22 protein-coding genes are annotated in these 21,799 nt (G+C 40.9%); 3 read left to right on the top strand and 19 right to left on the bottom strand.

Translation table 11 applies throughout. From position 1 onward, the window contains the following. Both FBF83_RS21055 and FBF83_RS21050 read left to right on the top strand, forming a co-directional pair. On the top strand, positions 1-792 hold the full coding sequence (locus tag FBF83_RS21055; RefSeq protein ID WP_205665315.1) for a carbon-nitrogen hydrolase family protein: 792 nt from the start codon (positions 1-3) through the stop codon (positions 790-792). A gap of 12 nt (positions 793-804) precedes the next feature. Next, on the top strand, positions 805-1,455 hold the full coding sequence (locus FBF83_RS21050; RefSeq protein ID WP_205665314.1) for a cyclase family protein: 651 nt from the start codon (positions 805-807) through the stop codon (positions 1,453-1,455). Positions 1,456-1,539: 84 nt separating this feature from the next. On the opposite strand, the gene FBF83_RS09450 is transcribed toward FBF83_RS21050, so the two are convergent. Together FBF83_RS09450 and FBF83_RS09445 are read right to left on the bottom strand one after the other, a co-directional pair. Next, the gene (locus FBF83_RS09450) at positions 1,540-1,938 is read right to left on the bottom strand and encodes a hypothetical protein (protein ID WP_136946903.1); all 399 of its coding nucleotides are present in this window, start codon (positions 1,936-1,938) and stop codon (positions 1,540-1,542) included. A 194-nt stretch (positions 1,939-2,132) separates the two neighbouring features. After that, entirely contained in the window at positions 2,133-2,951 is an 819-nt protein-coding gene (locus tag FBF83_RS09445; RefSeq protein WP_136946902.1) for an alpha/beta fold hydrolase, read from the bottom strand. A gap of 236 nt (positions 2,952-3,187) precedes the next feature. On the opposite strand from FBF83_RS09445, the gene FBF83_RS09440 reads away from it, so the two are divergent. Then, positions 3,188-4,519: an AMP-binding protein gene (locus tag FBF83_RS09440; protein ID WP_136946901.1), complete on the top strand. Its 1,332-nt coding sequence runs from the start codon at positions 3,188-3,190 to the stop codon at positions 4,517-4,519. A 95-nt stretch (positions 4,520-4,614) separates the two neighbouring features. Here the strand turns inward: FBF83_RS09440 and FBF83_RS09435 are convergent, their stop codons facing one another. The 17 genes from FBF83_RS09435 to FBF83_RS09360 all read right to left on the bottom strand — a co-directional run bounded on the left by FBF83_RS09435 (position 4,615) and on the right by FBF83_RS09360 (position 21,794). Next, entirely contained in the window at positions 4,615-5,661 is a 1,047-nt protein-coding gene (locus tag FBF83_RS09435; RefSeq protein WP_136946900.1) for a Gfo/Idh/MocA family protein, read from the bottom strand. Between the two features lie 23 nt (positions 5,662-5,684). Further along, positions 5,685-6,773, bottom strand: a complete 1,089-nt coding sequence (locus FBF83_RS09430) for a Gfo/Idh/MocA family protein (protein WP_136946899.1) — start codon at positions 6,771-6,773, stop codon at positions 5,685-5,687. Positions 6,774-6,798: 25 nt separating this feature from the next. Continuing rightward, a complete protein-coding gene (locus FBF83_RS09425) occupies positions 6,799-7,620 on the bottom strand; it encodes a carbohydrate ABC transporter permease (RefSeq protein WP_136946898.1) in 822 nt (273 codons plus the stop codon). Then, entirely contained in the window at positions 7,620-8,558 is a 939-nt protein-coding gene (locus FBF83_RS09420; RefSeq protein ID WP_136946897.1) for a carbohydrate ABC transporter permease, read from the bottom strand. The genes FBF83_RS09425 and FBF83_RS09420 overlap by 1 nt, the downstream gene beginning before the upstream one ends. A 57-nt stretch (positions 8,559-8,615) precedes the next feature. Continuing rightward, entirely contained in the window at positions 8,616-9,890 is a 1,275-nt protein-coding gene (locus tag FBF83_RS09415; RefSeq protein WP_136946896.1) for an ABC transporter substrate-binding protein, read from the bottom strand. A gap of 39 nt (positions 9,891-9,929) precedes the next feature. Next, complete coding sequence (locus FBF83_RS09410; RefSeq protein WP_136946895.1) at positions 9,930-10,685, bottom strand: sugar phosphate isomerase/epimerase family protein; 756 nt, start codon at positions 10,683-10,685, stop codon at positions 9,930-9,932. Between the two features lie 195 nt (positions 10,686-10,880). Then, on the bottom strand, positions 10,881-11,885 hold the full coding sequence (locus FBF83_RS09405; RefSeq protein ID WP_136946894.1) for a LacI family DNA-binding transcriptional regulator: 1,005 nt from the start codon (positions 11,883-11,885) through the stop codon (positions 10,881-10,883). 708 nt (positions 11,886-12,593) lie between these two features. Next, a complete protein-coding gene (locus FBF83_RS09400; RefSeq protein ID WP_136946893.1) occupies positions 12,594-12,932 on the bottom strand; it encodes a helix-turn-helix domain-containing protein in 339 nt (112 codons plus the stop codon). A gap of 43 nt (positions 12,933-12,975) precedes the next feature. Then, positions 12,976-14,100, bottom strand: coding sequence for an acyltransferase family protein (locus tag FBF83_RS09395; protein ID WP_136946892.1), 1,125 nt, complete (start codon positions 14,098-14,100; stop codon positions 12,976-12,978). A 21-nt stretch (positions 14,101-14,121) separates the two neighbouring features. Further along, on the bottom strand, positions 14,122-14,766 hold the full coding sequence (locus FBF83_RS09390) for a YdcF family protein (RefSeq protein WP_136946891.1): 645 nt from the start codon (positions 14,764-14,766) through the stop codon (positions 14,122-14,124). Positions 14,767-14,800: 34 nt separating this feature from the next. Then, positions 14,801-14,956: a hypothetical protein gene (locus FBF83_RS20820; RefSeq protein WP_169525308.1), complete on the bottom strand. Its 156-nt coding sequence runs from the start codon at positions 14,954-14,956 to the stop codon at positions 14,801-14,803. Then, positions 14,953-16,179, bottom strand: a complete 1,227-nt coding sequence (locus FBF83_RS09385) for a glycosyltransferase family 4 protein (RefSeq protein WP_136946890.1) — start codon at positions 16,177-16,179, stop codon at positions 14,953-14,955. Before FBF83_RS09385 ends, FBF83_RS20820 begins: the two co-directional genes overlap by 4 nt. A gap of 21 nt (positions 16,180-16,200) precedes the next feature. Continuing rightward, positions 16,201-18,024, bottom strand: a complete 1,824-nt coding sequence (locus FBF83_RS09380) for a polysaccharide biosynthesis protein (RefSeq protein ID WP_136946889.1) — start codon at positions 18,022-18,024, stop codon at positions 16,201-16,203. Positions 18,025-18,085: 61 nt separating this feature from the next. Next, positions 18,086-19,270: a DegT/DnrJ/EryC1/StrS family aminotransferase gene (locus FBF83_RS09375; RefSeq protein WP_136946888.1), complete on the bottom strand. Its 1,185-nt coding sequence runs from the start codon at positions 19,268-19,270 to the stop codon at positions 18,086-18,088. A gap of 16 nt (positions 19,271-19,286) precedes the next feature. After that, on the bottom strand, positions 19,287-20,405 hold the full coding sequence (locus FBF83_RS09370; protein WP_136946887.1) for a lipid II:glycine glycyltransferase FemX: 1,119 nt from the start codon (positions 20,403-20,405) through the stop codon (positions 19,287-19,289). Further along, the gene (locus tag FBF83_RS09365) at positions 20,386-21,168 is read right to left on the bottom strand and encodes a GNAT family N-acetyltransferase (RefSeq protein ID WP_136946886.1); all 783 of its coding nucleotides are present in this window, start codon (positions 21,166-21,168) and stop codon (positions 20,386-20,388) included. The genes FBF83_RS09370 and FBF83_RS09365 overlap by 20 nt, the downstream gene beginning before the upstream one ends. 23 nt (positions 21,169-21,191) lie before the next feature. Continuing rightward, positions 21,192-21,794: a sugar transferase gene (locus tag FBF83_RS09360; RefSeq protein WP_136946885.1), complete on the bottom strand. Its 603-nt coding sequence runs from the start codon at positions 21,792-21,794 to the stop codon at positions 21,192-21,194. Between the last annotated feature and the right edge of the window lie 5 nt (positions 21,795-21,799).

Below are 21,799 nucleotides of genomic sequence, written 5' to 3'. Positions count from 1 at the left end.
ATGAAGCATAAGATTGCAGCAGCTCAAGGAACATTCCATAATGGGAATATTGAGCAGAATTTGGACAGAATAGAAGCGATGATTACCGAATGTGTTACAAAGAACCCTGATACAAAGGTCGTCACGTTTCCTGAATTAGCCACCACGGGGTATTTTCTATCAAACGAAATAAAAGAGTTAGCACAAGAACGATACGGACCAACCTATCAAGCCATTCAGAAAATGGCTATCTCCAACTCCCTTTCAATTGTGTACGGCTATGTTGAAAAAGATAACGCTGGCAACATCTACAATGCCATTCAATACGTTGATGCGAACGGGAAAGATACAGCAAACTACCGTAAAATACACCTCACTCCACTGGAGAGAGATGTATTCACGGCTGGATCTGAGCCCGTTACAGTCAAAACTGAAATCGGAACGATTGGACTGATGATTTGCTGGGATCTCGCTTTTCCTGAGCTAGCAAGAAGCCTTGCGCTCGATGGAGCCGATTTACTTCTTGTTCCATCAGCGTGGGAGGAACCTTATGATGCTCCCTTCCTTCAATTTAGCGGAGCACGCGCGATTGACAACACCGTCTACCTTGTCGCATGCAACCATACAGGACATTCAGAAGAGCTGACGTTCTTCGGTAAATCATCCATTTTCGGACCAGATGGACAAGCCATTTCAACTACCGAAAAACAGTATGATATCATTACAGCAAATACAGATGACCAGTTGCGGAACGAACTGAAACAAACCTTCTTCTCCATGCTAGAAGAACGAAGAACTGACATCTACAGCTAAGGAGCCCATCTCATGAACTTTAAACAGATAATCGACTTATCCATTCCAATTAACAACGAAACGCCCGTTTACCCTGGGGATCCTAAACCCGAGATCCATCCTGCTGCAGAGCTCGATAAAGACGGCTATCAAGTTACACAGCTTAACATCGGCTCCCATACCGGCACACACGTTGACGCTCCCTTTCACTTCCAAAAAGAAGGCGAACGCATCGATCAATCAAGCCTCAACAAATTTATGGCGCCCGGACTTGTGATTGATGTCACTGGAAAAGAACCTGCAGAACAAATCACAATGGATGATGTAGCTGACCAAATTGAAACCGTCGTTCCAGGTACAATCGTCCTCTTTCACACCGGATGGGCGAAGCATATTGGAACAGAAACGTATTTCAAGCATCCCTATCTATCTGTAGACATCATTAACAGTTTACTCGATAAAGGCGTTACAACTTTCTTCATCGATGCCCTAAACGTAGATCCACCAGACGGATCAGCCTTCCCTGTTCACGAAGCCATCACTTCTGTGAATGGAATCATTGGTGAGAACTTTTGTAATTTCAATCAAATTGATTTTGCGAATCCTTTGATTATCGCATTACCACTGAAGCTAGAAGGTTTGGATGGCTCTCCAGTAAGGGCCGTTGCAGTTGAGGTTGAGTAAAGAACAAAAAAGAGCCCTCTTCCTATAAAGAAGGGGGCTCTTTCGTGCGTTCGACATCGTTCGACAGAAACCGGGTGGTGCCTGTCACCGCTCAGATAGATCGAATTCTTCTGCGATTTCCGCCATTTTAGATGGCATCGCATCATCGTTCATCACATTCTGAGATTTCTTGAAGTTAGCTGGGTTTACCTTATGTGCATTGGTTTCTTTGTTTGAGCTCTCATTCAATCCACTGCTTGTACCATATCCGATATAAGAAGGATACTTCTCCTGCTCATTCGCTGTTTTCCTCTCTACATCGCCTCGTTGAGCATACTTGCCAACTTTCAAGGTAGAGGTTTTCAATTTCTCTCCATACTTCATTGCCTTTTCAGATCCGTTTAGCAGTACATCGCGGGTATTTTTCCTAGCTGTTTTAGAAAAAGCGAGAACGAGCGCTCCTGCTGATAACAATCCTAATGAACCAAAAACTCTTTTCTTCATCGTATTACCTCCCAACATATCGTTTACCACTTATCTATTGTGTAACAAGAAATACTGAAATATTCATTTTCTCTCGTTTTGATTTAATACCCTTATTTCAATACTTTATAACTTCTGAAAACATAACTATTTGCATTGTCTAAACAAAAAAAGCCTCTCTCCTATTCGAGAAAGACTCTTCCTATCAATTTACATTATCGTTTTATCTCACGTGCCTTCATCCTCGCAAAATGCCTTTCCAAAAGCTTGTTCACTTCAACAGGTTTTTCAAGCGAAATGGAGTGCCCTGCTCTTCCAAGCACTTCACATCTCCCATTTTCTACTTTCTTAGCAATATTCTCTGAGAGTTGGATCGAATACGCATGATCCTGTTCACCAGCAACCGCTAGTACCGGGATCTTCACACCATCTAATTCCTCAAGAATGCTTGTACGATGGATCACCTGATGTGCGGCATCACCAATCGAAGGTTCAAGCTTCTTCATATAGTCGTACCAATAATTTCGTTCTTTCTCAAATACCGGATCATCAAGCGAAGCATCACCGAACATGATGTACATGAGCGTATCAACAACACCTTCAGCTCCATGACTCTGAAGCTGTGATACAAGCGGTTGAAATTCAGCCTTTTTGTATTCTGCTTCACCGGAACTTCCAAGCACAACACAGGAACTTAGCAAATCAGGACGTCTCGCAGCAAGGCGAAGCGCGATAAACCCGCCCATTGAATTTCCGATAAAATGACACTTTTTAATACCTAGCTCCTCAATCAATGCAGCAGCATCGTCTGTAAGCGTATCCATATCAAGGTTCTCCAAAAATGACCGACCGCTTCTACCTTGTCCGCGATGGTCATAACAAATCACACGATAATTTTTGGAGAAATGTGCTACTTGATTGTGAAACATATACGACGTAAAAAATAGCGAATGACTGAAAACCATAACAGGCGCATCCTTTGGACCATAATCTTCATAATAGAGCGGTGTATCGTTTACATCAATAAACGGCATGGCAAACCCTCTCCTTCAATATGAGTGTACTTATGGCGTATCAAGTAAAAAATTCCATACAAACCACCAAATCCCTGCTTTTTGACGCAAACGACAAAATGTTACACCGTTCGGGTGGTGCCTGTCACCGCCCGAATTTTCTAAATTCAATTGACATCTTTTCCAGAACTAGGTACTTTTAGTATGACGAATGATTTAATACCCGTGATATTTTTATCATACTAGGAGGTATTCAAATGCCAATCTATTCAGATCGAGAAACGTTGAGTCGCATTCAGATGAATGAACTCCAATGGGAAAGATTAAAACAAACGATCGAACATGCCTACCATAACGTCCCTTTCTACCGCGAATCCTTCAACCAGATACATATTACTCCTGCAGATATTAAATCACTGAATGACTTACCACTTCTCCCTTTCACGAAGAAACAGCACTTACGAGAGAATTACCCTTTCAATCTATTAGCCTGTCCTATGGAAGACGTTGTTCGAATCCACGCCTCCTCTGGCACGAGCGGGAAACCAACCGTCGTCGCCTATACAAAGAGTGACATTCGTAACTGGGGCGATATCGTTGCCAGAGCCATCTCGTTGGCCGGTGGAGGTAAAGGAGATATTCTTCATAATGCGTATGGTTATGGCTTGTTCACTGGTGGTCTCGGACTACACGCTGGTTCAGAACAGCTAGGATGTGCGACCGTTCCGATTTCAGGTGGAAACACGGCGAACCAAATCACCCTAATTCAAGACTTTAAACCAGCCATTATCTGTTCTACCCCTTCCTACCTCCTGAACATAGGCGAAACGATGATGCAGCAGGGAATTGACCCAGCTTCTACATCCTTAAAGTATGCAATCCTAGGTGCAGAGCCATGGTCTGAAGAGATGAGATTCCAGATTGAGAAATTGTTCAATCTTAAAGCAATGGATATCTATGGATTAAGTGAAGTAATGGGACCAGGTATTGCAATGGAGTGCGTGGAGTGTCAGGATGGCCTTCATATCGCAGACGATCACTTCTTAGTTGAAGTGATTAATCCGGATACACTTGAACCAGTAGAAGACGGAACTGATGGAGAACTAGTCTTCACCAGCCTAACGAAAGAGGCGCTCCCAACCATCCGCTACAGAACAGGAGACATTGCATCCATCACAAGAGAACCTTGCCGCTGCGGAAGAACAACAACTAGAATGAGCCGCGTAAAAGGTAGAATTGACGATATGCTGATTATACGAGGGGTTAACGTCTTTCCTTCTGAGATTGAACGATATATTTGCAACATGGAAGAGCTAGTCCCACACTATCAAATTCACCTACAGAAAAAAGGTTATCTCGATCACGTCGAACTTCATGTAGAAGTATGCCAAAATTATTATGAATCCCTGCCTGAAAAGAGCTTTAACCATCCAATCGCAGCGGAACTCATCAATCGAATTGCGAAGACATTAAAAATGAAAGCGCTTATATCGGTGGATGTGCTATTAAAAGAACCCCAGGGGATACCTAGATCGGAAGGGAAAGCGAAGCGGGTGTTTGATAATCGTGCGATTCTATCCACCTTATAATTCAAAAGCCCTCCTCACATAAGAGAAGGGCTTTTTATTCGACAAATCCAACCAAATTTCGGGTGGTGACAGGCACCTACAGCTTTATCGATCAGTCACGCTAATAAACTGCTCTTTCTACCAACACTAACCATTCGTTTGGACTCATTTGATTCAAGAGCAGCTAAAATTACCTGTAACGACTTCATTCCTTCTTCACCGCTAACAGCCGGAACAGTTTTATGTACGATACAATCCACAAACTTCTCTATAACATGCGTAGTCTGCTGTCCACCCTCTTCATTCGTCTGGATCTTCTTGAGTTCATGTTTGACGACGTCTCCGTTCTTGTATTCCACTACAAGCGAATAATCTGGATCATCCTCTAGACGCAAAACTGCATTTTCACCATAGATAATTGTTGAGTTGTCTGCACCTGATACATAAGACCAACTTGCTGTCAGTGTCCCAATAACGCCGCTCTCAGTTTTAAGAATACAAACAGCGTTATCATCAACATCCGTGTTTTCCTTTGCATTCGTTTCGACCAATGCGCCAACTTCTACAATTTCCCCTAGCAAATAGCGCATTAAATCGGACTTATGTACACCGAGGTCTCCCATCGCTCCAATAAAAGCTCGCTCCTTATCGAAAAACCAGCTTGTTGCTCCATCAATACTCCATTGCTCTGGTCCTGGATGACCGAATGTGGTTCTGAAGCTATATATTCTTCCAATATCTCCGCTCTCAATAAGCTCCTTTGCTTTCGAATGAGATGCTACAAATCGCTGATTATGTGCAATCATTAGTTTGCGATCGTTTACTTTCGCTGATTGAACCATCGCTTCTGCTTCCTCTTGTGAGGTTGCCATGGGCTTTTCACATAGAACGTGCTTTCCGGCATTCAACGCCGCAATAGAAACAGGTGCATGCAAAGCGTTAGGTAAGCAAACGCTCACTGCATCAATTTCACTATCTTCCAGTAACTTACGATAATCCGTATAAGCTGTACCACCGTATACACGCGCCATTTCTTCAGCACGTTCTTTCACAACATCACACACCGCTACAATCTCTACATTTTCCTCAGCATGATACTCAGGTAGATGCCGGCGTCTCGCAATGCTCCCACATCCGATAACAGCTACTTTCACTTTGTCCATATCCTATCCCTCCATCATCTTTATTAAGATAAAATGCTACTCGGCAACGATTCAGGCTGTCGGCAAGTACTTGTCATATGATAATGTTCACCTTTCAAAGAAGACTCATGAATGCCATGCATGATTTCGAGCACATGATAAGCAAGCTCCCCACTTGCTCGATGAAGCCTCCCTGATTTCAAAGCATTTACCATATCAATAACACCGATTCCTCGGCTATTTTCGATAGAACCGTGGGTAAAAGCCACTTCAACCCATTCCAATTCACCAGATTTCCTCAACAAAACAGGTCCGCCAAACGTATTAGGATCGGGTACACTTAATGATCCTTCCGTTCCATAGATTTCTAGAAAAGGAGTTTTCGATCCCCATACGTCAAAGCTAGTAACCAGCGTTCCAATCGCTCCATTTTCAAAATCGATAATTCCCGCTACATGCGTGGGTGTTTCCACTTTAATTTTTTCACCAAATTTAGGCTCACTAGTTATTTTTCGTTCAGGAGAGGTGACCCTCGCAGACCCTGTCAAACGACGGACAGGTCCAATCAAATTAATAAGCGCAGTTAAATAGTATGGCCCCATATCAAACATTGGTCCTGCTCCAACTCGATAGAAAAATTCTGGATCTGGATGCCAACTCTCAGGTCCATGTCCCATCATAAAAGCTGTTGCAGCAATAGGTTCACCTATTGCACCATCCTCAATGAGCTTTTTGCACGTTTGTAATCCTCCACCAAGAAACGTATCTGGTGCCGATCCGACTAGCAAGCCTTTTTCCTCCGCTTTGGCTAATACCCTTTTTCCATCTTCTAGCGATATCGCAAGTGGTTTCTCTACATAGACGTGTTTCCCAGATTCTAAAGCGCGTAGACTAACATCCGCATGCGCTGCCGGTATCGTTAGATTGATAACAAGATTTATCGATTTGTCTTCCAGTAGTTGATCCACTTCAAGCACTTCGGGAATGGCATATTCCCTTGCTTTCTCAATGGCCTTATCATAGTAAAGATCTGCTATAGCAACCACTTCAAGACCTTCAAGCTCTCGTAAGTTTTTTAAATAAATGTCACTAATGTTTCCGCAACCTATTACACCAATTCTAGTTTTGTCCATTGATTCTCACTCCTCTTGAATCTTCCTATCCTTTTACTGCACCACCTGTTAGTCCTTTTACTACCTTTTCTTGTGAAAAGAGATACACAACAAGCATTGGTAGACTCGCAAGTGTTAATGCTGCCATCAATCCAGGTACGTTAACCGAAAACTCGCCATAAAAGTCCTGTAGACCAAGTGGCAAAGTCATGTTTTCAGGACTGGAAACGAGAACAAGTGCAAAGATAAATTCGTTCCAGAGATGAATAAAGTTATAAATGAAAACGGTCATGAGGGCAGGTGTTAACATCGGGAGAATAATACGCCAAAAGATCCCAAAATGAGAGCAACCATCGATTTTCGCAGCCTCTTCCAATGACTTCGGAATTTCCTGCATAAATTGCGTTAATATGAAAATGGAAATTGGTAGACTGAAAGCAATGTAGGGCCCAAGAAGAGCAAGCAATGAATCGTACAGACCCATATTCTGAGATAATTTAAAAATTGGAATAAGTGTGGCATGAATCGGAAGCATCATACCCGAAATAAATAGGAGAAATAGAGCACGATTAAATCGATAGTTCATTCTGCTCAATGGATAGCTAGCTAAAGCAGCAATTAACATGACTGCTACAACAGCTGCTACTGAAACAAGAATGCTATTCAAAAAGTAGCGTGTTAAACCCATTTGGAATACGTCAGCATAGTTTCCTAACTCAATTGACCCTAAAATCGCAAATGGTTCTTCAAAGAACGCGCTCTTATCTTTTAATGAAGTCGAGATCATGTACACAAATGGGTAACCAGTGAAAATGAGCAGCAAAAGCCCCACTATGTATAAAGGCATCTTTCTTAGTGATTGAACCATTAGAAAGCTCCTTTCTTTTTGCGGTTATAATCGACAATCTGAATGAGCACTGTAACTATGAGAGCAATCAAGAACATAATAAATGCAATAGCACTTGCATAGCCCATATTAAAATTAATAAAAGCTTGCTTGAACATATAGGTTCCCATTAACTCTGTCGCATGGTTCGGTCCGCCACCAGTCATAATATAGAAAATATCGAACGCTTTAAGAGAGCCAACGATTGCTAGGATAGAAGAGCTTACGATTGTAGGCATAAGTAAAGGCAATGTAATATGAAAGAACTTCTGCCTTGCATTCGCACCATCAATTTGGGCAGATTCATAAAGTTCTTCAGAAATTCCTACCATAGCCGCTTTAAAGAGAATCATATAGAAAGGCGAGAACTGCCAGACCACGACTAACAGAATCGCAATCAGGGCTGTATTTTCATCACTAAGCCATGCTACATTTTCAAAGCCAAGGAGATTCACAAGTTGATTAATAATCCCATTAATCGGATCAAACATATACACCCATAATAATCCGATCGCAACAGTAGACATCAAAAACGGAAGAAAATAAACACTACTGAATAATCGAATTCCTCTTATGGGAGCAAATAGCATCAATGCCATAATCATACCTAGAGGAATTTGAACAAATACAGAGGTAATAACAACCCAAATATTGTTCGTCAACGAGGTCCAAAAAATCGTGTCATTAAATAGTTGAACATAATTTTCCAAGCCAATGAACGTTTTATCACTTGTTCCATCCCAGCTGTAGAAGCTATAACTTAAAGTAGATAGTATTGGATAAACGACATAGACAAGATAAACAATAAGCGCTGGTGCAGTAAATAAACCAATCGTTACAGCTTTTCTGATGTTACGCTTCTTCGCACTTGCCACAACCCTTGTCGTCTCGCTTCTCCTTGTCACCTCAGCAGTTTCCATAGCAATCGATCCCCCTCCTTTTAATAAGAAAGAGGGGTTACCCCCCCTTTTATTCCTTTATTCAAGAAGCTCTTCCGCTTTCGCTTCCATTTTCTTTGCTGCTTCTTCTGGTGTCATCGATAGACCAAATAGTGCCTGGGTTGTATCTTTGTGAAGTTCAGCTAGTTCAGGAGGCAGTGTTTGATCATAAGGCATTTGGATATGGGAGGCATTCTGAGCTACATCATAGAACTCTTTAACAAATTCATCTTCAGGGACAACCCCTTTAACAGCTGAGAGTGTACCCGTACCATCGGTAAACTTTTGAGCGGTTTCTTTACTCGTTAATGCTTGAATAAATTCAGCTGCCAAATCAGGATTTCCTGACTCTGCAGCAACTGACCAGACTGGCCCAGTCGCGCCACCAACCTGAGTTTGGTCTCCTTTACCTCCAGAGATTGTTGGGAATTCAAAGAAGCCGAGCTTCTCCTCAAATTGAGGAGCTTCTTCTCTGACGTTATTCAAGAAAGAAATCGTCATATCCATCATTGCAGCCTGTCCAGAATACATTAACTGACGACCGCGTCCCTCGTCATAAGGAATCCCGTTAAATCCTTCGTTAAATGCGCCCATCTTAACTAAATCTTGAATGTATTCACCCGCCTCAACGTAAGCTGGATCATCAAAACCACGACCCTCTCTATTGAATGCACTCTCGAATAATTCAGGTCCACCGATACGACTGGCAAAATTCATCAAGTAGTAAGACCCAGGCCACTTTGTTTTATTTGTTAGAGCAAGAGGAATGACATCATTCTCCTTAAGCGTTTTAACAACTTCCGTAAATTCTTCATATGTTTTTGGTTCGTCAAGGTTATACTTCTCAAAGATTTCTTTGTTATAGAAAATGACATCCAATGATAATCCTAGTGGAACTCCGTATACTTTCTCATCGAAAGTTCCGTTGTTTAATGCCATTTCAAGGTAATGATCCTGATCAATATTAGCAGTAATATCCTGCACATTTCCTTGATCAACAAAATGCTTTAACCAACCTCCACCCCAACTTTGAAACACATCCGGCGGATTCCCACCTGACATCGATACGGCTAGTTTTTGCTTGTATGCATCATTTGGAGTTTGTAACAGCTTAACCTTCACGCCATCATGATCTTCTTCAAATTGTTTGGCCACTTCCTCAAAAAGTGCTTCCCGTTCACCAGTTTCGATGTGCCATACTTCAATCACCTTTTCATCCTCTGAAGCAGCACCTCCTGATGCCCCCTCATTCCCACCACAAGCAGCTAACAAAAGCATTGTAATAACTGATAATAAAGCCGTAAGTTTCTTCATGCTTTATCTCCCCCTAGTTAATAAATGATAAAAAAGAAATCACGTATGCTTGCTTAGAAAATAGTTCATGCTAATTTCAATACTTTCAAAAGGTGAACGCTTACATTTATCTTGTTCAATAACCCACCAATCAACGTTCGAATACTCCCCCTGCTCCAACACTTCGTTTAGATTTACTCCACCCGTTCCAAGCTCAGCGAAAAACTGCTCTCCGTCAGTTGTCATGTCCTTCAAATGAACTAAAGGTGTTCGATCCTGGTATTGCTTCATCCATTTAACCGGGTCTTCCCCAGCTCGCGTTAACCAGTAAATATCAAACTCAGCTTTAACCCACTCTGGATTTGTTTCATCTAGGATCGTTTCAAGAGCAGTCTTTTCATTTGATAAACGTTCTAGTTCAAAATCATGGTTGTGATAGCATAGCGTAATGCCTTCTTCGTGACATTCTCGCCCAATATCATTCAAGCTTCGAATGAGCTCAGCATACCCTTCCTGATTTCTTAGTTCAAGCGCTAGAAATGGACAAACGAGCTTATCGCTTCCGATTTCATGCTGATAAGCAATCACGTTTTTCAAATCTCCTTTCAACACATCAAGCGGAATATGACTGGACGCTGATTTTAAACCAAGATGATCGATAACCTTTTTCAACTCTTTAGCCGGCAGATCGTAGTAGCCCGCGAATTCAAGTCCCTCGTAACCAATCTTCGCAACTCTTTCTAAAGTACCAACAAAATCCTTCTCACATTCATTTCGTAACGTATACATCTGTACTGCAACAGGTATATTTGCCAATTCAGTTCTCCCCTTTTTTCAAATTCAAGTCCTTTCGCAATCCGATACCTGTCACTCACCTCCTATAAGTACTCATCAAAATGTAATGGATTACATTTTGATGAGTAAATAAATGAATATCAGCAATTTTTTCATGGTTTTTCTCAATTTTAAAGTAAACGATTACATTTTTATGGAAAAGAATAGCCCTTAGGACTAGTTCTCTTTCAAATAGCCACAAGATTCTCTGATGACAAGTTGAGTATCAAGTACATGTTGTTTCTTCGTTAATAATTCTCCGTTAATTTGCTTTAACAGTAGCTCCATCGATCGCTTCCCCATTTCAATAAAAGGCTGCGCAATCGTAGTGAGTGCAGGCTCAAATAGTTCAGAGAATTGAATGTTATCAAACCCAATGACTGCTACATCATCTGGAACACGGAGACCCTGATTTTTAACTGCTTTAATGGCTCCCATCGCCATTGTATCGTTTGCTGCAAAAACAGCAGTTGGTGCATTCTCTAGTGCAAGGAACTTATTCATTAAATGATAACCCGTTTCATATGTGTGATCACCTTCTTGAATGAGTACACCATCTACTTCAATCTCTTGTTCAAGAAGCGCTTGTCTGTACCCTTTCAAGCGATCACGACTTAACGGAATATCAAGTGGTCCCGTAATCATCCCAACTCTTGTATGACCCAATTTCGCTAAATGTTCCACCGCTTCTCTCGCACTGCTTACATTATCAATAGCAACAGTAGGAACATTAAGACCTTCGATAAAATCGGATGTAAGTACAACCGGATATTTAGCGGCAAGTTCAGATATCACGTCGTTGTCTAATCTCGTTGTCAATAAAATCATGCCATCAACTTGCTTTTGTTTCAGTTCATCTATGTAGCTGTATGCTTTATCAGCATCTAAATTCGTATTCCCAAGCAGCACCTTGTAGCCGAATTGATTCGCTATAAGGTCAATACCACCAATAATTTGCGGAAACACGTTGTTCATAATCGTTGGAACGACCACAAGTATTGTTTTTGTTTCTGTTCGTCGAAAATACCTCGCTAAAATATTGGGCTGGTAATTTAATTCTTCAATCGCATTGAGAACTTTTACTCGTGTCTTTTCCTTCACAGTCTCAGGGTTTTGAAGAACCCGTGAAACCGTTGCTGTCGATACATTCGCTAGTTTAGCCACGTCTGTCATGTTTGCCATTTCGATTATCTCCCTAGTGTTTAAAATAACTTTACTATTTTAAACTATAAATGGCCGTTCTGATTTATTCAACCAAAATATAATGGATTACATTTCGGTTTCCATGTACTGAGTTGTTCTTGTTTTAGTATATTGAACTTTCTGAATAATTTCAATAATATTTACAATATTTTGTTATTTATTGGATTTTTTCTAAAAAATTGTTGCTTTAGAAAGATTTTTTTGTATAAAAGACCACACTTAGCTGATTGGAGCGGAAGGTGCTCGACTCCAGGGGCGACTAGCGGGACAGATGAGACCCCACAAACGCAATGTTTTTGTGCGCCGAGGAGGTTCAAGCGTGCCGACCGCGGAAAGCGAGCATCCTGTAGCGGAAATCCCTCTCACTCTTATCGCAACAATGTTTATGAAAGGCTCTTTTTTCAAAGATTGTTGCTTGTAAAAGCATTTTTGTATAAAGAACCACACTTGGCTGATTGGAGCGTAAGGGTGCTCGACTCCTGCGGGACTAGCGGGACAGATGAGACCCCGCAGGCGCGATGTTCTTGCGCGCCGAGGAGGCTCATCGCCCGCCCCGCGGAAAGCGAGCATCCTGTAGCGGAAATCAACCACTACTTTTATAGCAACTTTGTCTACGAAGTATACGCTCACAAAAAAACCTTGAAAGGTAACTACCCATTCAAGGTCATTTCAATTTCCTCATCACGTTCAAACCTGCTCCTTCTTCCACTTAATAAAAGAAATCAATTCCTTATAATCACTCAAATGCTCCCCTTCAATCCCCGCTCGTTCTGCTTCTTCAATAAATTCCCCCCACCCACCATCCTTGTATCGCTCTGCTCCGTTCGTTTCATCAGTACCAAGAATCGAATAAATATCAGTATTCAATTCTTTTGCGATACGTTTGATCAGGTTAATGGATGGATTAGCCTTGATATTTCTCTCAAGGCTATTTAAATAAGATTTAGAAACATTTGCTCGCTCAGCTAATTGAGTTAAGCTTATTCCTCTTGCCTTCCGATACCTTTTCAGATTATCTCCTATCATCCCACACCTTCACCTTCCTGTTTGATGTCGTTTTTCACGATCATCATGATTTGTTTGCCACACCTTGCTGTGGAACGATGACCGATACAGGTACCTTTTGCTCAGATACCTTCTTTCTACCCATTCCAATTTTTCCACTCATATAATGTCCAAACGGAATTTTGTTCATGATGTAAGTAGCGATAACAGATAGAATCACGCTTACTACCGCATAAACTGCAACTTGTATCATGACAGGTAGATTGATAGGAAGTATGCTTAATCCAATATAAATAAATGCCATAAACAAAGGATGGAACAAGTAGATTCCAAATGCATACTGACTAATGAAAACGAAGAAGTCGGGAACTCTTCGAATACTCATCCCTACATAGTAGATGAAGAAAATCATACTTGTTGTAAAGAAAAGCATATCAATTTGCTTTGATGAAATTTTACCGAATACATCGGTTTGATAAAGAAACACACATAAGCTTCCTGTCAGCACAGGACCAGCCAGCACAAGTTTCGAGTGTTTTTTGATCAAAGAGACAAACGCTGGATAATATCTTCCACAGTAATACGCTAGTGTGAAATAAAACAGCCAGCCGAGGAAAGGAATCCAGTACAATTTCGCCCAAATGTATTCGCCTAATGGTGTTTGAACGGGCGGAACAAAATTGAAGAATCCTAAATACGCACTAGTAATGAGGAAGGCAACTGGCAGCACCACTTTTGGACTCCACTTCTTTAAGTGTGAATGAAAGAAATAATAGAGAACGTAGAATTGAAGAATAATTAAAATGAAGTATCCGTGATAATCACCAAGTAGAAGGTGCCTCCATAAGAACGAACCAAATGCACTAAGAAAAGAAGTCTCTGAACTTAGTGCAACTTCCAATCCTTTAGAACCTGCATAGAACGTTCCAAACAACAGATATGGAAAAAGAACATACTTAACGCGTTTTCCCCAGAAGTTCGTTGGTAACTGATCCTGATAGGACCGAGCAAGAATAAAAATTGAGATGAATACAAAAGTTGGTGTGGCGAAGGTGAATAATAAATTCATAGAATTAACAACAGTGTTCGTTTCTAAGAACGACCTGGAAAATGAATGCAAGAAGACAATGCCAAGACATGCCATACTTCTTAATAAAAAGACTTCATCAATCGTTTTTCTTTGATCCATCTAATCATTCCTTTCCTATCTTTACGAGAAGAAATAGTTATCAAACTCGTACAGTGTTTTTTTAGCTAATGCACCGTGAATCCCTACAAAGTTCCCAATAAGTTTGATGTATTCACTGCCCGTCACACCGATACTGTATTTGTCACTCCACCAGAGCAAAGAGTGATAGCGACTTTCTGTACCGATATAAACAAGTTCAATGTCACTCCCCTTAAAGGCACGTTCATAATTTAGCTTTGTTCTTCGCATATGGTAATCTGACGAAACAATGATGGCAGAGCTCATATTCCGATTCTCCATCAGTTCCTTTGAATACTCGGCACTGGCTAACGTACTCTTCGACTTGTAGTCTGTGTAGATATTGTTGGAAGCGACTTGCTTCTTAACCCTAGCATGTTCCAACTCTGAAAAACCACGCGCGTTCGTTAAGACAATGCTGTCTGAAAACCCTTCTCCGACAAGTGTTAACGCCTCTTCTACTCGTCCATCTGCACCACTTAGTACAAAGATGACATCTGCTTGTTGTGGTTCTTGATCGACGATTAACCACTGACCAGCATATAAGAAGACAGAGAGGACAAGAATCCCCAAGACTATGAAAACTCGTTTCCTATTGAAATAGGGTGAAGCTTTCTTTTTAAACAATACAATCGGGTTATCATTCATCGCATTCACCCGCAGCTTTCTTTTAGCGTCCTACCTATTCTGGATACAAATATTTAAGTAATAACGACTTCAAATCTTTGATCGTCGCTTCCGTTGAAGAGGCATGCTTCTCGTTATGTTCTATTTTCTTAACATACTGACCGATTTCTACGAAAAGCTCTCTATACTTTGATTCTGTATCAACCTTCATACAGTGGCACTTTCCACTACAGAATAAATGGGCTCATAGCTTGTTCTCCGATCGAACTTCTCCTCAGCGAGCCCTCTTGCATTTCTACCACATACCGTTCTAAGATCACGATTGTTATAAAGCATCTCGATTAACTCCACCAATCGCTCGACATCACCTGGTTCGTAACTATATCCAAGCTTTCGATCTTCAACAATTTGCGTAAATTCCTCGTTCTGGCTACTATTTAATACTGGTAGTCCTGAAGCAAGATAATCTCCTATTTTGTTTGTAATGCTTTGCTGTGCACCTTTTGTAATTGCATTTGCTGCTATATCAGAGTTTGTAAGAATAGGAATCATTTCTTCATATGGCAGATACCCCTTAAACGCCACATTCGCATCAAGTTCATTTGCTAATGCTTGAAATTTCGGCTTTAATGGTCCGTCACCTAAAACGTTAAAAACAATGTCCGTATATCCTTTCTGATTTAATCTCGCTACAGCTTTTATCACAGTCTCAATATCGTAGCTATAGCTTAATGTGCCAACATAGGTGACCGAGAAATCATCCGACTTTCCTCCAGCCTGCTGAACATTACATGAATCAAAATAGCCAAGATCTGTTCCAATAAAAACGGGTAAATAACTCTTCGCACGTTGATTGACCTTTTGAACGCGGTCCACATAGCTTTCCGATACACCGACAACGAAATCTGCCATTTGATAGATTCGATTCGCGTACCAAGTTAACGGATAAAGTAGCGTGTCGGTAACGGGCTCCGGAAACTTCAATGTGTTTTTAATCGATTCTGGCCAGACGTCCTGAACATCAATAATGAATGGAATCTCCTCTTTATTGGCGTACTTCCCAACCTCATAAGCCGCTCCCATCATCGGATAAGCACAGTAAATGACATCAGGCTTCTTCACAAGAACCTTTAAGTACGTTGCAAGTTGCTTTGCGAAATGCCTGTGACTTATGATGCGGTCAAAACCTACATTCCTCGTATATCCGAGTTCAGCGATAATCACTAGTTTGTAAGGTAAAGTGTTTGTTAGCTCTGATAGATGGTCACTATCTCTAAACTTTTTCTCTGGATGCTGGAAGCTACTCGTAACGAGCGTAACCTGATGTCCCAGTTCGCTCAGCCTATTAGCAATATACGTAAAGCGACTAAAGCCTTTCTCACCAGGCAAAATCGTAAACGGCGCCACAAGCAGTACTTCTTTTTGAGTAGACACTTGGAATCTAACCTCCCTTCTCTAGATACTAACGGCTTCTGAACCTTTAAGTGGGATAGCACGATTAGCAATTGATAGCAGTACTTCTCTTACAACGGCCTTGTCTGAGGACCAGCATTCATCTACAAGTTCAATCACTTCATCCACATCGACTTCAACAGACTTGCCAATATAAATCTTAGGGTAAATTTGTTTATCTCGGACTTCATAATCATTTAAGAGCTCTTCATACAGCTTTTCCCCGGGTCTCATCCCGGTAAATTCAATTCCAATATCATCTTCTGAAAGGCCTGAAAGTCGAATTAAATTCCGAGCCAGATCGAGGATTTTAACCGGCTCTCCCATATCTAGAACGAAAATTTCTCCACCGTTTGCAAGCGCTCCTGCCTGTAGAACAAGCTTTGAAGCTTCTGGAATTGTCATGAAATACCGTTCCATTTCAGGATGCGTGATTGTGATCGGTCCACCTTTTCGAATTTGATCCTTAAAGAGCGGAATAACACTCCCACGACTACCTAGCACATTTCCAAACCGAACGGCTACAAATCGTGTATCACTTTTCTTATCAAGATTCTGAACAATCATCTCAGCAATTCGCTTTGTTGCTCCCATCACGCTAGTCGGATTAACCGCTTTATCACTTGAGATCATCACAAATGTTTCAATCCCAGCTGCATCAGCCGCTTCTGCCACATTCCGAGTTCCGTACACGTTATTCGTGATTGCCTCTTCAGGATTTCGTTCCATTAGTGGCACATGTTTGTGAGCTGCAGCATGAAACACCGCTTTTGGTTGGTGATGCGCCATAAGCCTAAAGATCTTTTCACGATCCTTAATATCGGCAATTTCTGTTGTAAACTCTATGTCCGATCCGTAGCTTGATTTAAGTTCCATTTCAATTGAATAAATACTGTTCTCTCCATGCCCTAGCAAAATGATTTGAGAAGGACGATAGTTAGCGATTTGCCTGCATATTTCTGAACCGATGGATCCGCCTGCTCCCGTGACAAGGATCACTTCACCTTTCACAAAATTCTCGATTGAATCTGTATCCAGTTGAATAGCTGGTCGTCCAAGTAGATCGCCGATTTCTACATTTCGAATATCGCTTACAGATACTTTACCTGTCACAAGATCTTCGAACATCGGAATCATCTGGGTTGTGGCATTTGTTTTGATACATTCCTTATAAATCTCGTTCAATTCTCTTTTATTTAGAGAAGGAATGGCGATCACAATCGTTTCAATCCCCCACTTCTTTACAGTCTCAGCAAGAGAATCCGTTCCACCAACTACCGGTAAACACATAATATCGAGATTTTGTTTCCGTTTATCATCATCAATAAAGGCAACAGGCTGAAGTCCACTATCATGGTTATATTTCAGCTGTCGTGCAACAAGCGTGCCCGCACAACCTGCACCAACAATGAGCGTTGGCTTCATTTGTTTGGAACTAAAGGAGTTCTTCTCTTGATAGAGTCTAAAGGAAAAGCGAGATCCGCTTATGAGAAAAAGTTGAATCATCCAAGTGGAAGCTAATACTCGAAAGAAAACGTCCTGCATGAAAATGAACTGACTAACAGCCGCTACAACGATTGCGAACGTAACCGCCTTTAAAATAATGATCAATTCTCCGATACTCGCATACTCCCATGCTCGTTTGTACATTTTATAAAAATGCGCAAAGATGTGATAGCTAATGATAAGGGTTGTCGAGATAATCAGGAGCGGAAACGTAAACACCTCGGAAATCGGAAATAGCGAGACTGTACTAATGTAAACAGAAGTGAAAACGATTAGAGAGTCTAGTAACATCGCACTCCATAACTTATTCTGTAACTTCATTCCTTTCAGCCCCTTCGTTATACCGTTCATTCTTTATTAAGAACAACAAGGCGTACTTCTTCTATATAACGCCTTTGACATGCACTAGTGTTTTCGTTACTTTCTCATCCAAGTTTGCTAATAACAACGTGATAACCCGCTGCTGCTCTTCTTCACTCATACTTGTACCTGACGGGAGACATATTCCCGTACGATATAACTTCTCACATACGCACTCACTCGAATGTTTATAGAAGCGATTGTTTTGAAATAACGGTTGAAGATGTAGCGGTTTCCATACCGGTCTTGCTTCAATGTTTTCTTCTTCAAGTGCTCTTACAAGCTCTTCTGGTGAGATAGCCCAGTACTCTGGATCAATGTTCATCGTCGTTAACCATCGATTACTCACCGTATCCTTCGCTTCAGGTTTGAATAAAATGCCTTCCATACCCTTGAATGCTTCCTTATAGCGTGTAAAGACTTCTCTCTTTTGCTTCACTCTTTCGTTAATCACTTCCACCTGCGCAATACCCATCCCAGCGAGGATGTTGCTCATTCGGTAGTTATGTCCGATTTGACTATGCTGATAATGAAGTGCTTTGTCTCTTGCCTGTGTAGCAAGAAATCTTGCTTGATCAATCGCCTTAAGGTCGTTCGTAACAAGCATCCCACCGCCAGAAGTAGAGATGATCTTATTTCCATTAAACGAATAGACACCGTATGCCCCCAACGTGCCACTTTGTTTATTTTTGTATAGAGACCCAAGTGACTCTGCAGCATCTTCAATGACTGGCACTTTGTAATAATCACAAATGGCAAGTATGTCATCCATCTTTGCACTTTGGCCGTAAAGGTGAACGACAACGACTGCTTTTGGCAATTTGTTCTCTTTAGCAGCATCTTTAAAGGCTTCAAGCAAAGCCTCTGGAGACATATTCCATGTTTCCGGTTCAGAGTCGATAAACGTTGGAATTCCACCTTCATACAGAATCGGATTGGCACTCGCGACAAACGTAAAGCTCGAACAGAAAACATGATCGCCAGGTTCAATACCCACTAGACGTAGCGCAAGATGAATCGCAGCTGTACCAGAACTTACCGCAAGAGCTCCCTCTACATTCGCGTATTTCTTGATTGCATTCTCAAATGCATCTACATTTGGTCCAAGTGGGGCGATCCAGTTTGAATCGAAAGCTTGTGATATATAATGTTGTTCTCTACCCGTCATATGAGGTGGGGATAAATAGATTCTTTTATGCCTATTCATCAAGAAAACCTCCTTTCTAAGTACGTGCTAATAGTGATTGATTCTCTTCATCTTTGCTAGTCAGATACAGGTCTGGATGACGGTAGACTGGAAAATAATCAGTTATTTCCTCGTTCTTCATTTCCAAAACAATTTCTTCGTATATGTCCGGACAATGAATTTGTTTACCGATATAGAAAGGCAAATTTCCTTTTTTATTAAAACGCTTCTTAAACCGATACAAGCTATCTCCATTTCCCGTGTAGCCGCCACCTAAATGTAAGGATTTGTAATTTCGTTCCTTTGCCCATCTCACCGTATAATCTAAAATCAAATTGTTAGCTGAAAGCTTTAACTGATCTGAATCAGAACCTGATAAATGATAATGGATTGTATCATCACCACATATAAATAATGCGGACATAATAACCTTCTCATCCTTCGTTACCACTTCAATTAATTCTGCTTTTTCCTTTAGAAGTTCACATGTGTGCTGAAAAAAAGCTTCTGAGAAATAATAATAATCTCTAGCCCCGTTTTTTGTCATTGTAGAATAATAAAGTCTCAGAAAATCGCTGAGTTCACTTATATCTCGATGCACGATTCGTAAATCATAACTGTTTGCTTTACGAATTCGATTCCGGTTCTTCGTATCGTAGTTCGCCCAAATATCGTCATAATCTCTTGTTAAATCAACATGAATGGTGTCTCTAATATAAATTGGTTCTGAACCAGAATAGATGGACTGATTTTGTAACAATGGATGAAATCGAATGAATTCAGAAATAATATTTGCTTTTATACAATGATCATTAAACGCAATTGCAGACCGTAACAGTAATGAACGCGCCTCAATCTCGTCTCTCAGGTTAGTAATTGGACCTCCATATCCATAAGGAGTCGAGATGTCATAGAGTGCACCATATTTTGCCACAAATTTTCGTAAATGAGTGAGTTCACTGAGACTTCGTAATAAATAGGGATAGTACACGAAGTTATCCCCTTCTTCATAAATGAATAACTGTGCTTTCCCTTCCCCATTCCGTTCGTAAATTTCAGAGTATTCGGGAGTGAAATAGATGTCCTTATTTTCGATACGGTTTAAATAAGCATGCCATGTTTGTTTGTCACTGAGATCAAGTATTTTGGTAGTCATATTCCCCTCCCATTTGATGTGTTAGGCTCACCCTCATGCGATGACTAGTAGATAATTTTTCAAAACCTTCTATGTTGGGGTGCTTACTTAATACTAGGAGTTTGCGATTTTGATCTAGTTCATATAGTGCACCCATCAAATCCTGATCGACTATGCCTTCCTCACCGATGCGGAAACAGTTGTCGGTGATACGACCGGTCGAATACTGTCCTTGCCTTGTTTCAATCGTTAGCATGGAGAACCCATACTTTTGATGGTGTTCATCAGCTTGCTCTTTATTAATTACTTGATAATTTACTTCCTCACCAGCAGGTTTGGCACGTTGTTGTGCGACATACCAGTAGGTGAGATCGTGAATCTCATATCCCATCTTTTCGTACCACGATATAGCTCGTGTGTTGCCCTCAAACACATCTAGAGCAAGAGATTTCATAGAAGGCGTTTTTAGAGTCGATAGTCCATGGTCATATAATAAGCTGCCAACTCCTAGACCTCGTTCTCCCTCCAGAATCGCAATGTTGTTCAGAAATAATGCCTCTTTCTGAGTTCTCCACTCTGCAAATCCAAGGAAATGATTTCTCATGTAAGCACCAAAGAATTTCACATCCGAGTTATTGACCATCGCATTCTTTACAAACAGATTGTATTTTGGAGAACTGTAGATGGTAAATGGAAAAACATCTCTTCTTACTCCAGTTTCAGTCAGGGCAGGGATAGAGTCTGCATCAGATACGAGAAGTGGTTTAATTTCAATACCCTTCATCCAAAGCCCTCCATTATTAAGTATTAAGCTTTTAATTTGCGTTCCATATCAAAGTCCATTAAATGCTCGCTTGGAACATCAACAATGTCTTCTTTTCGTAACACTTTCACAATTGTTAAAAGCATGATTTTCATGTCTAACCAGATAGACGCATTCTCGACATACTCTACATCGATTGCAAACCGTTCATCCCACTCAAGGATGTTCCGACCAGCTATTTGTGCAAGTCCAGTAATACCAGGTTTCACTTGATGTCGCTTACGTTCTCTCTCTGTATAGTAAGGTAAGTATTTGACTAGAAGAGGTCTTGGACCAACGATACTCATATCACCTTTTAGAACATTGACTAGCTGGGGGATTTCATCAATACTTAACTTTCTGATAATCTTCCCAAGTCTTGTTAGTCGAACAGAATCCGGTAATAAATGGCCGTTCTCGTCTCTTGCATCAGACATCGTACGTAATTTATACACAATAAACACTTGATCTTTGTAGCCGATTCTCTCCTGTTTAAATAGAATTGGCGCCCCCAACTTGAACCGAATTAGAATACAGGTCACAATTACGATTGGAGACAGAATCAGTAGAATCAAAGCACTACAAGTTACATCGATTACACGCTTCATCACAT

This window comes from Guptibacillus hwajinpoensis, from assembly GCF_005144865.1.
GTDB lineage: Bacteria > Bacillota > Bacilli > Bacillales > Guptibacillaceae > Guptibacillus > Guptibacillus hwajinpoensis_A.
The sequence above is the reverse complement of the archived record's forward strand: the minus strand, read 5'-3'. Positions and strand labels throughout refer to the sequence as shown.

Excerpts from the sequence above, each read along its gene's own strand:
- FBF83_RS09425 (WP_136946898.1), bottom strand. The coding sequence starts at position 7,620 with ATGGTTCAATCACTAAGAAAGATGCCTTTATACATAGTGGGGCTTTTG.
- FBF83_RS09450 (WP_136946903.1), bottom strand. The coding sequence starts at position 1,938 with ATGAAGAAAAGAGTTTTTGGTTCATTAGGATTGTTATCAGCAGGAGCG.
- FBF83_RS09405 (WP_136946894.1), bottom strand. The coding sequence starts at position 11,885 with ATGGCAAACATGACAGACGTGGCTAAACTAGCGAATGTATCGACAGCA.
- FBF83_RS09390 (WP_136946891.1), bottom strand. The coding sequence starts at position 14,766 with ATGAATGATAACCCGATTGTATTGTTTAAAAAGAAAGCTTCACCCTAT.
- FBF83_RS09415 (WP_136946896.1), bottom strand. The coding sequence starts at position 9,890 with ATGAAGAAACTTACGGCTTTATTATCAGTTATTACAATGCTTTTGTTA.
- FBF83_RS09395 (WP_136946892.1), bottom strand. The coding sequence starts at position 14,100 with ATGGATCAAAGAAAAACGATTGATGAAGTCTTTTTATTAAGAAGTATG.
- FBF83_RS09430 (WP_136946899.1), bottom strand. The coding sequence starts at position 6,773 with ATGGACAAAACTAGAATTGGTGTAATAGGTTGCGGAAACATTAGTGAC.
- FBF83_RS09365 (WP_136946886.1), bottom strand. The coding sequence starts at position 21,168 with ATGAAGGGTATTGAAATTAAACCACTTCTCGTATCTGATGCAGACTCT.
- FBF83_RS09440 (WP_136946901.1), top strand. The coding sequence starts at position 3,188 with ATGCCAATCTATTCAGATCGAGAAACGTTGAGTCGCATTCAGATGAAT.
- FBF83_RS20820 (WP_169525308.1), bottom strand. The coding sequence starts at position 14,956 with ATGAAGGTTGATACAGAATCAAAGTATAGAGAGCTTTTCGTAGAAATC.
- FBF83_RS09360 (WP_136946885.1), bottom strand. The coding sequence starts at position 21,794 with ATGAAGCGTGTAATCGATGTAACTTGTAGTGCTTTGATTCTACTGATT.
- FBF83_RS09370 (WP_136946887.1), bottom strand. The coding sequence starts at position 20,405 with ATGACTACCAAAATACTTGATCTCAGTGACAAACAAACATGGCATGCT.
- FBF83_RS21055 (WP_205665315.1), top strand. The coding sequence starts at position 1 with ATGAAGCATAAGATTGCAGCAGCTCAAGGAACATTCCATAATGGGAAT.
- FBF83_RS09445 (WP_136946902.1), bottom strand. The coding sequence starts at position 2,951 with ATGCCGTTTATTGATGTAAACGATACACCGCTCTATTATGAAGATTAT.
- FBF83_RS09400 (WP_136946893.1), bottom strand. The coding sequence starts at position 12,932 with ATGATAGGAGATAATCTGAAAAGGTATCGGAAGGCAAGAGGAATAAGC.
- FBF83_RS09435 (WP_136946900.1), bottom strand. The coding sequence starts at position 5,661 with ATGGACAAAGTGAAAGTAGCTGTTATCGGATGTGGGAGCATTGCGAGA.
- FBF83_RS09375 (WP_136946888.1), bottom strand. The coding sequence starts at position 19,270 with ATGAATAGGCATAAAAGAATCTATTTATCCCCACCTCATATGACGGGT.
- FBF83_RS21050 (WP_205665314.1), top strand. The coding sequence starts at position 805 with ATGAACTTTAAACAGATAATCGACTTATCCATTCCAATTAACAACGAA.
- FBF83_RS09380 (WP_136946889.1), bottom strand. The coding sequence starts at position 18,024 with ATGAAGTTACAGAATAAGTTATGGAGTGCGATGTTACTAGACTCTCTA.
- FBF83_RS09420 (WP_136946897.1), bottom strand. The coding sequence starts at position 8,558 with ATGGAAACTGCTGAGGTGACAAGGAGAAGCGAGACGACAAGGGTTGTG.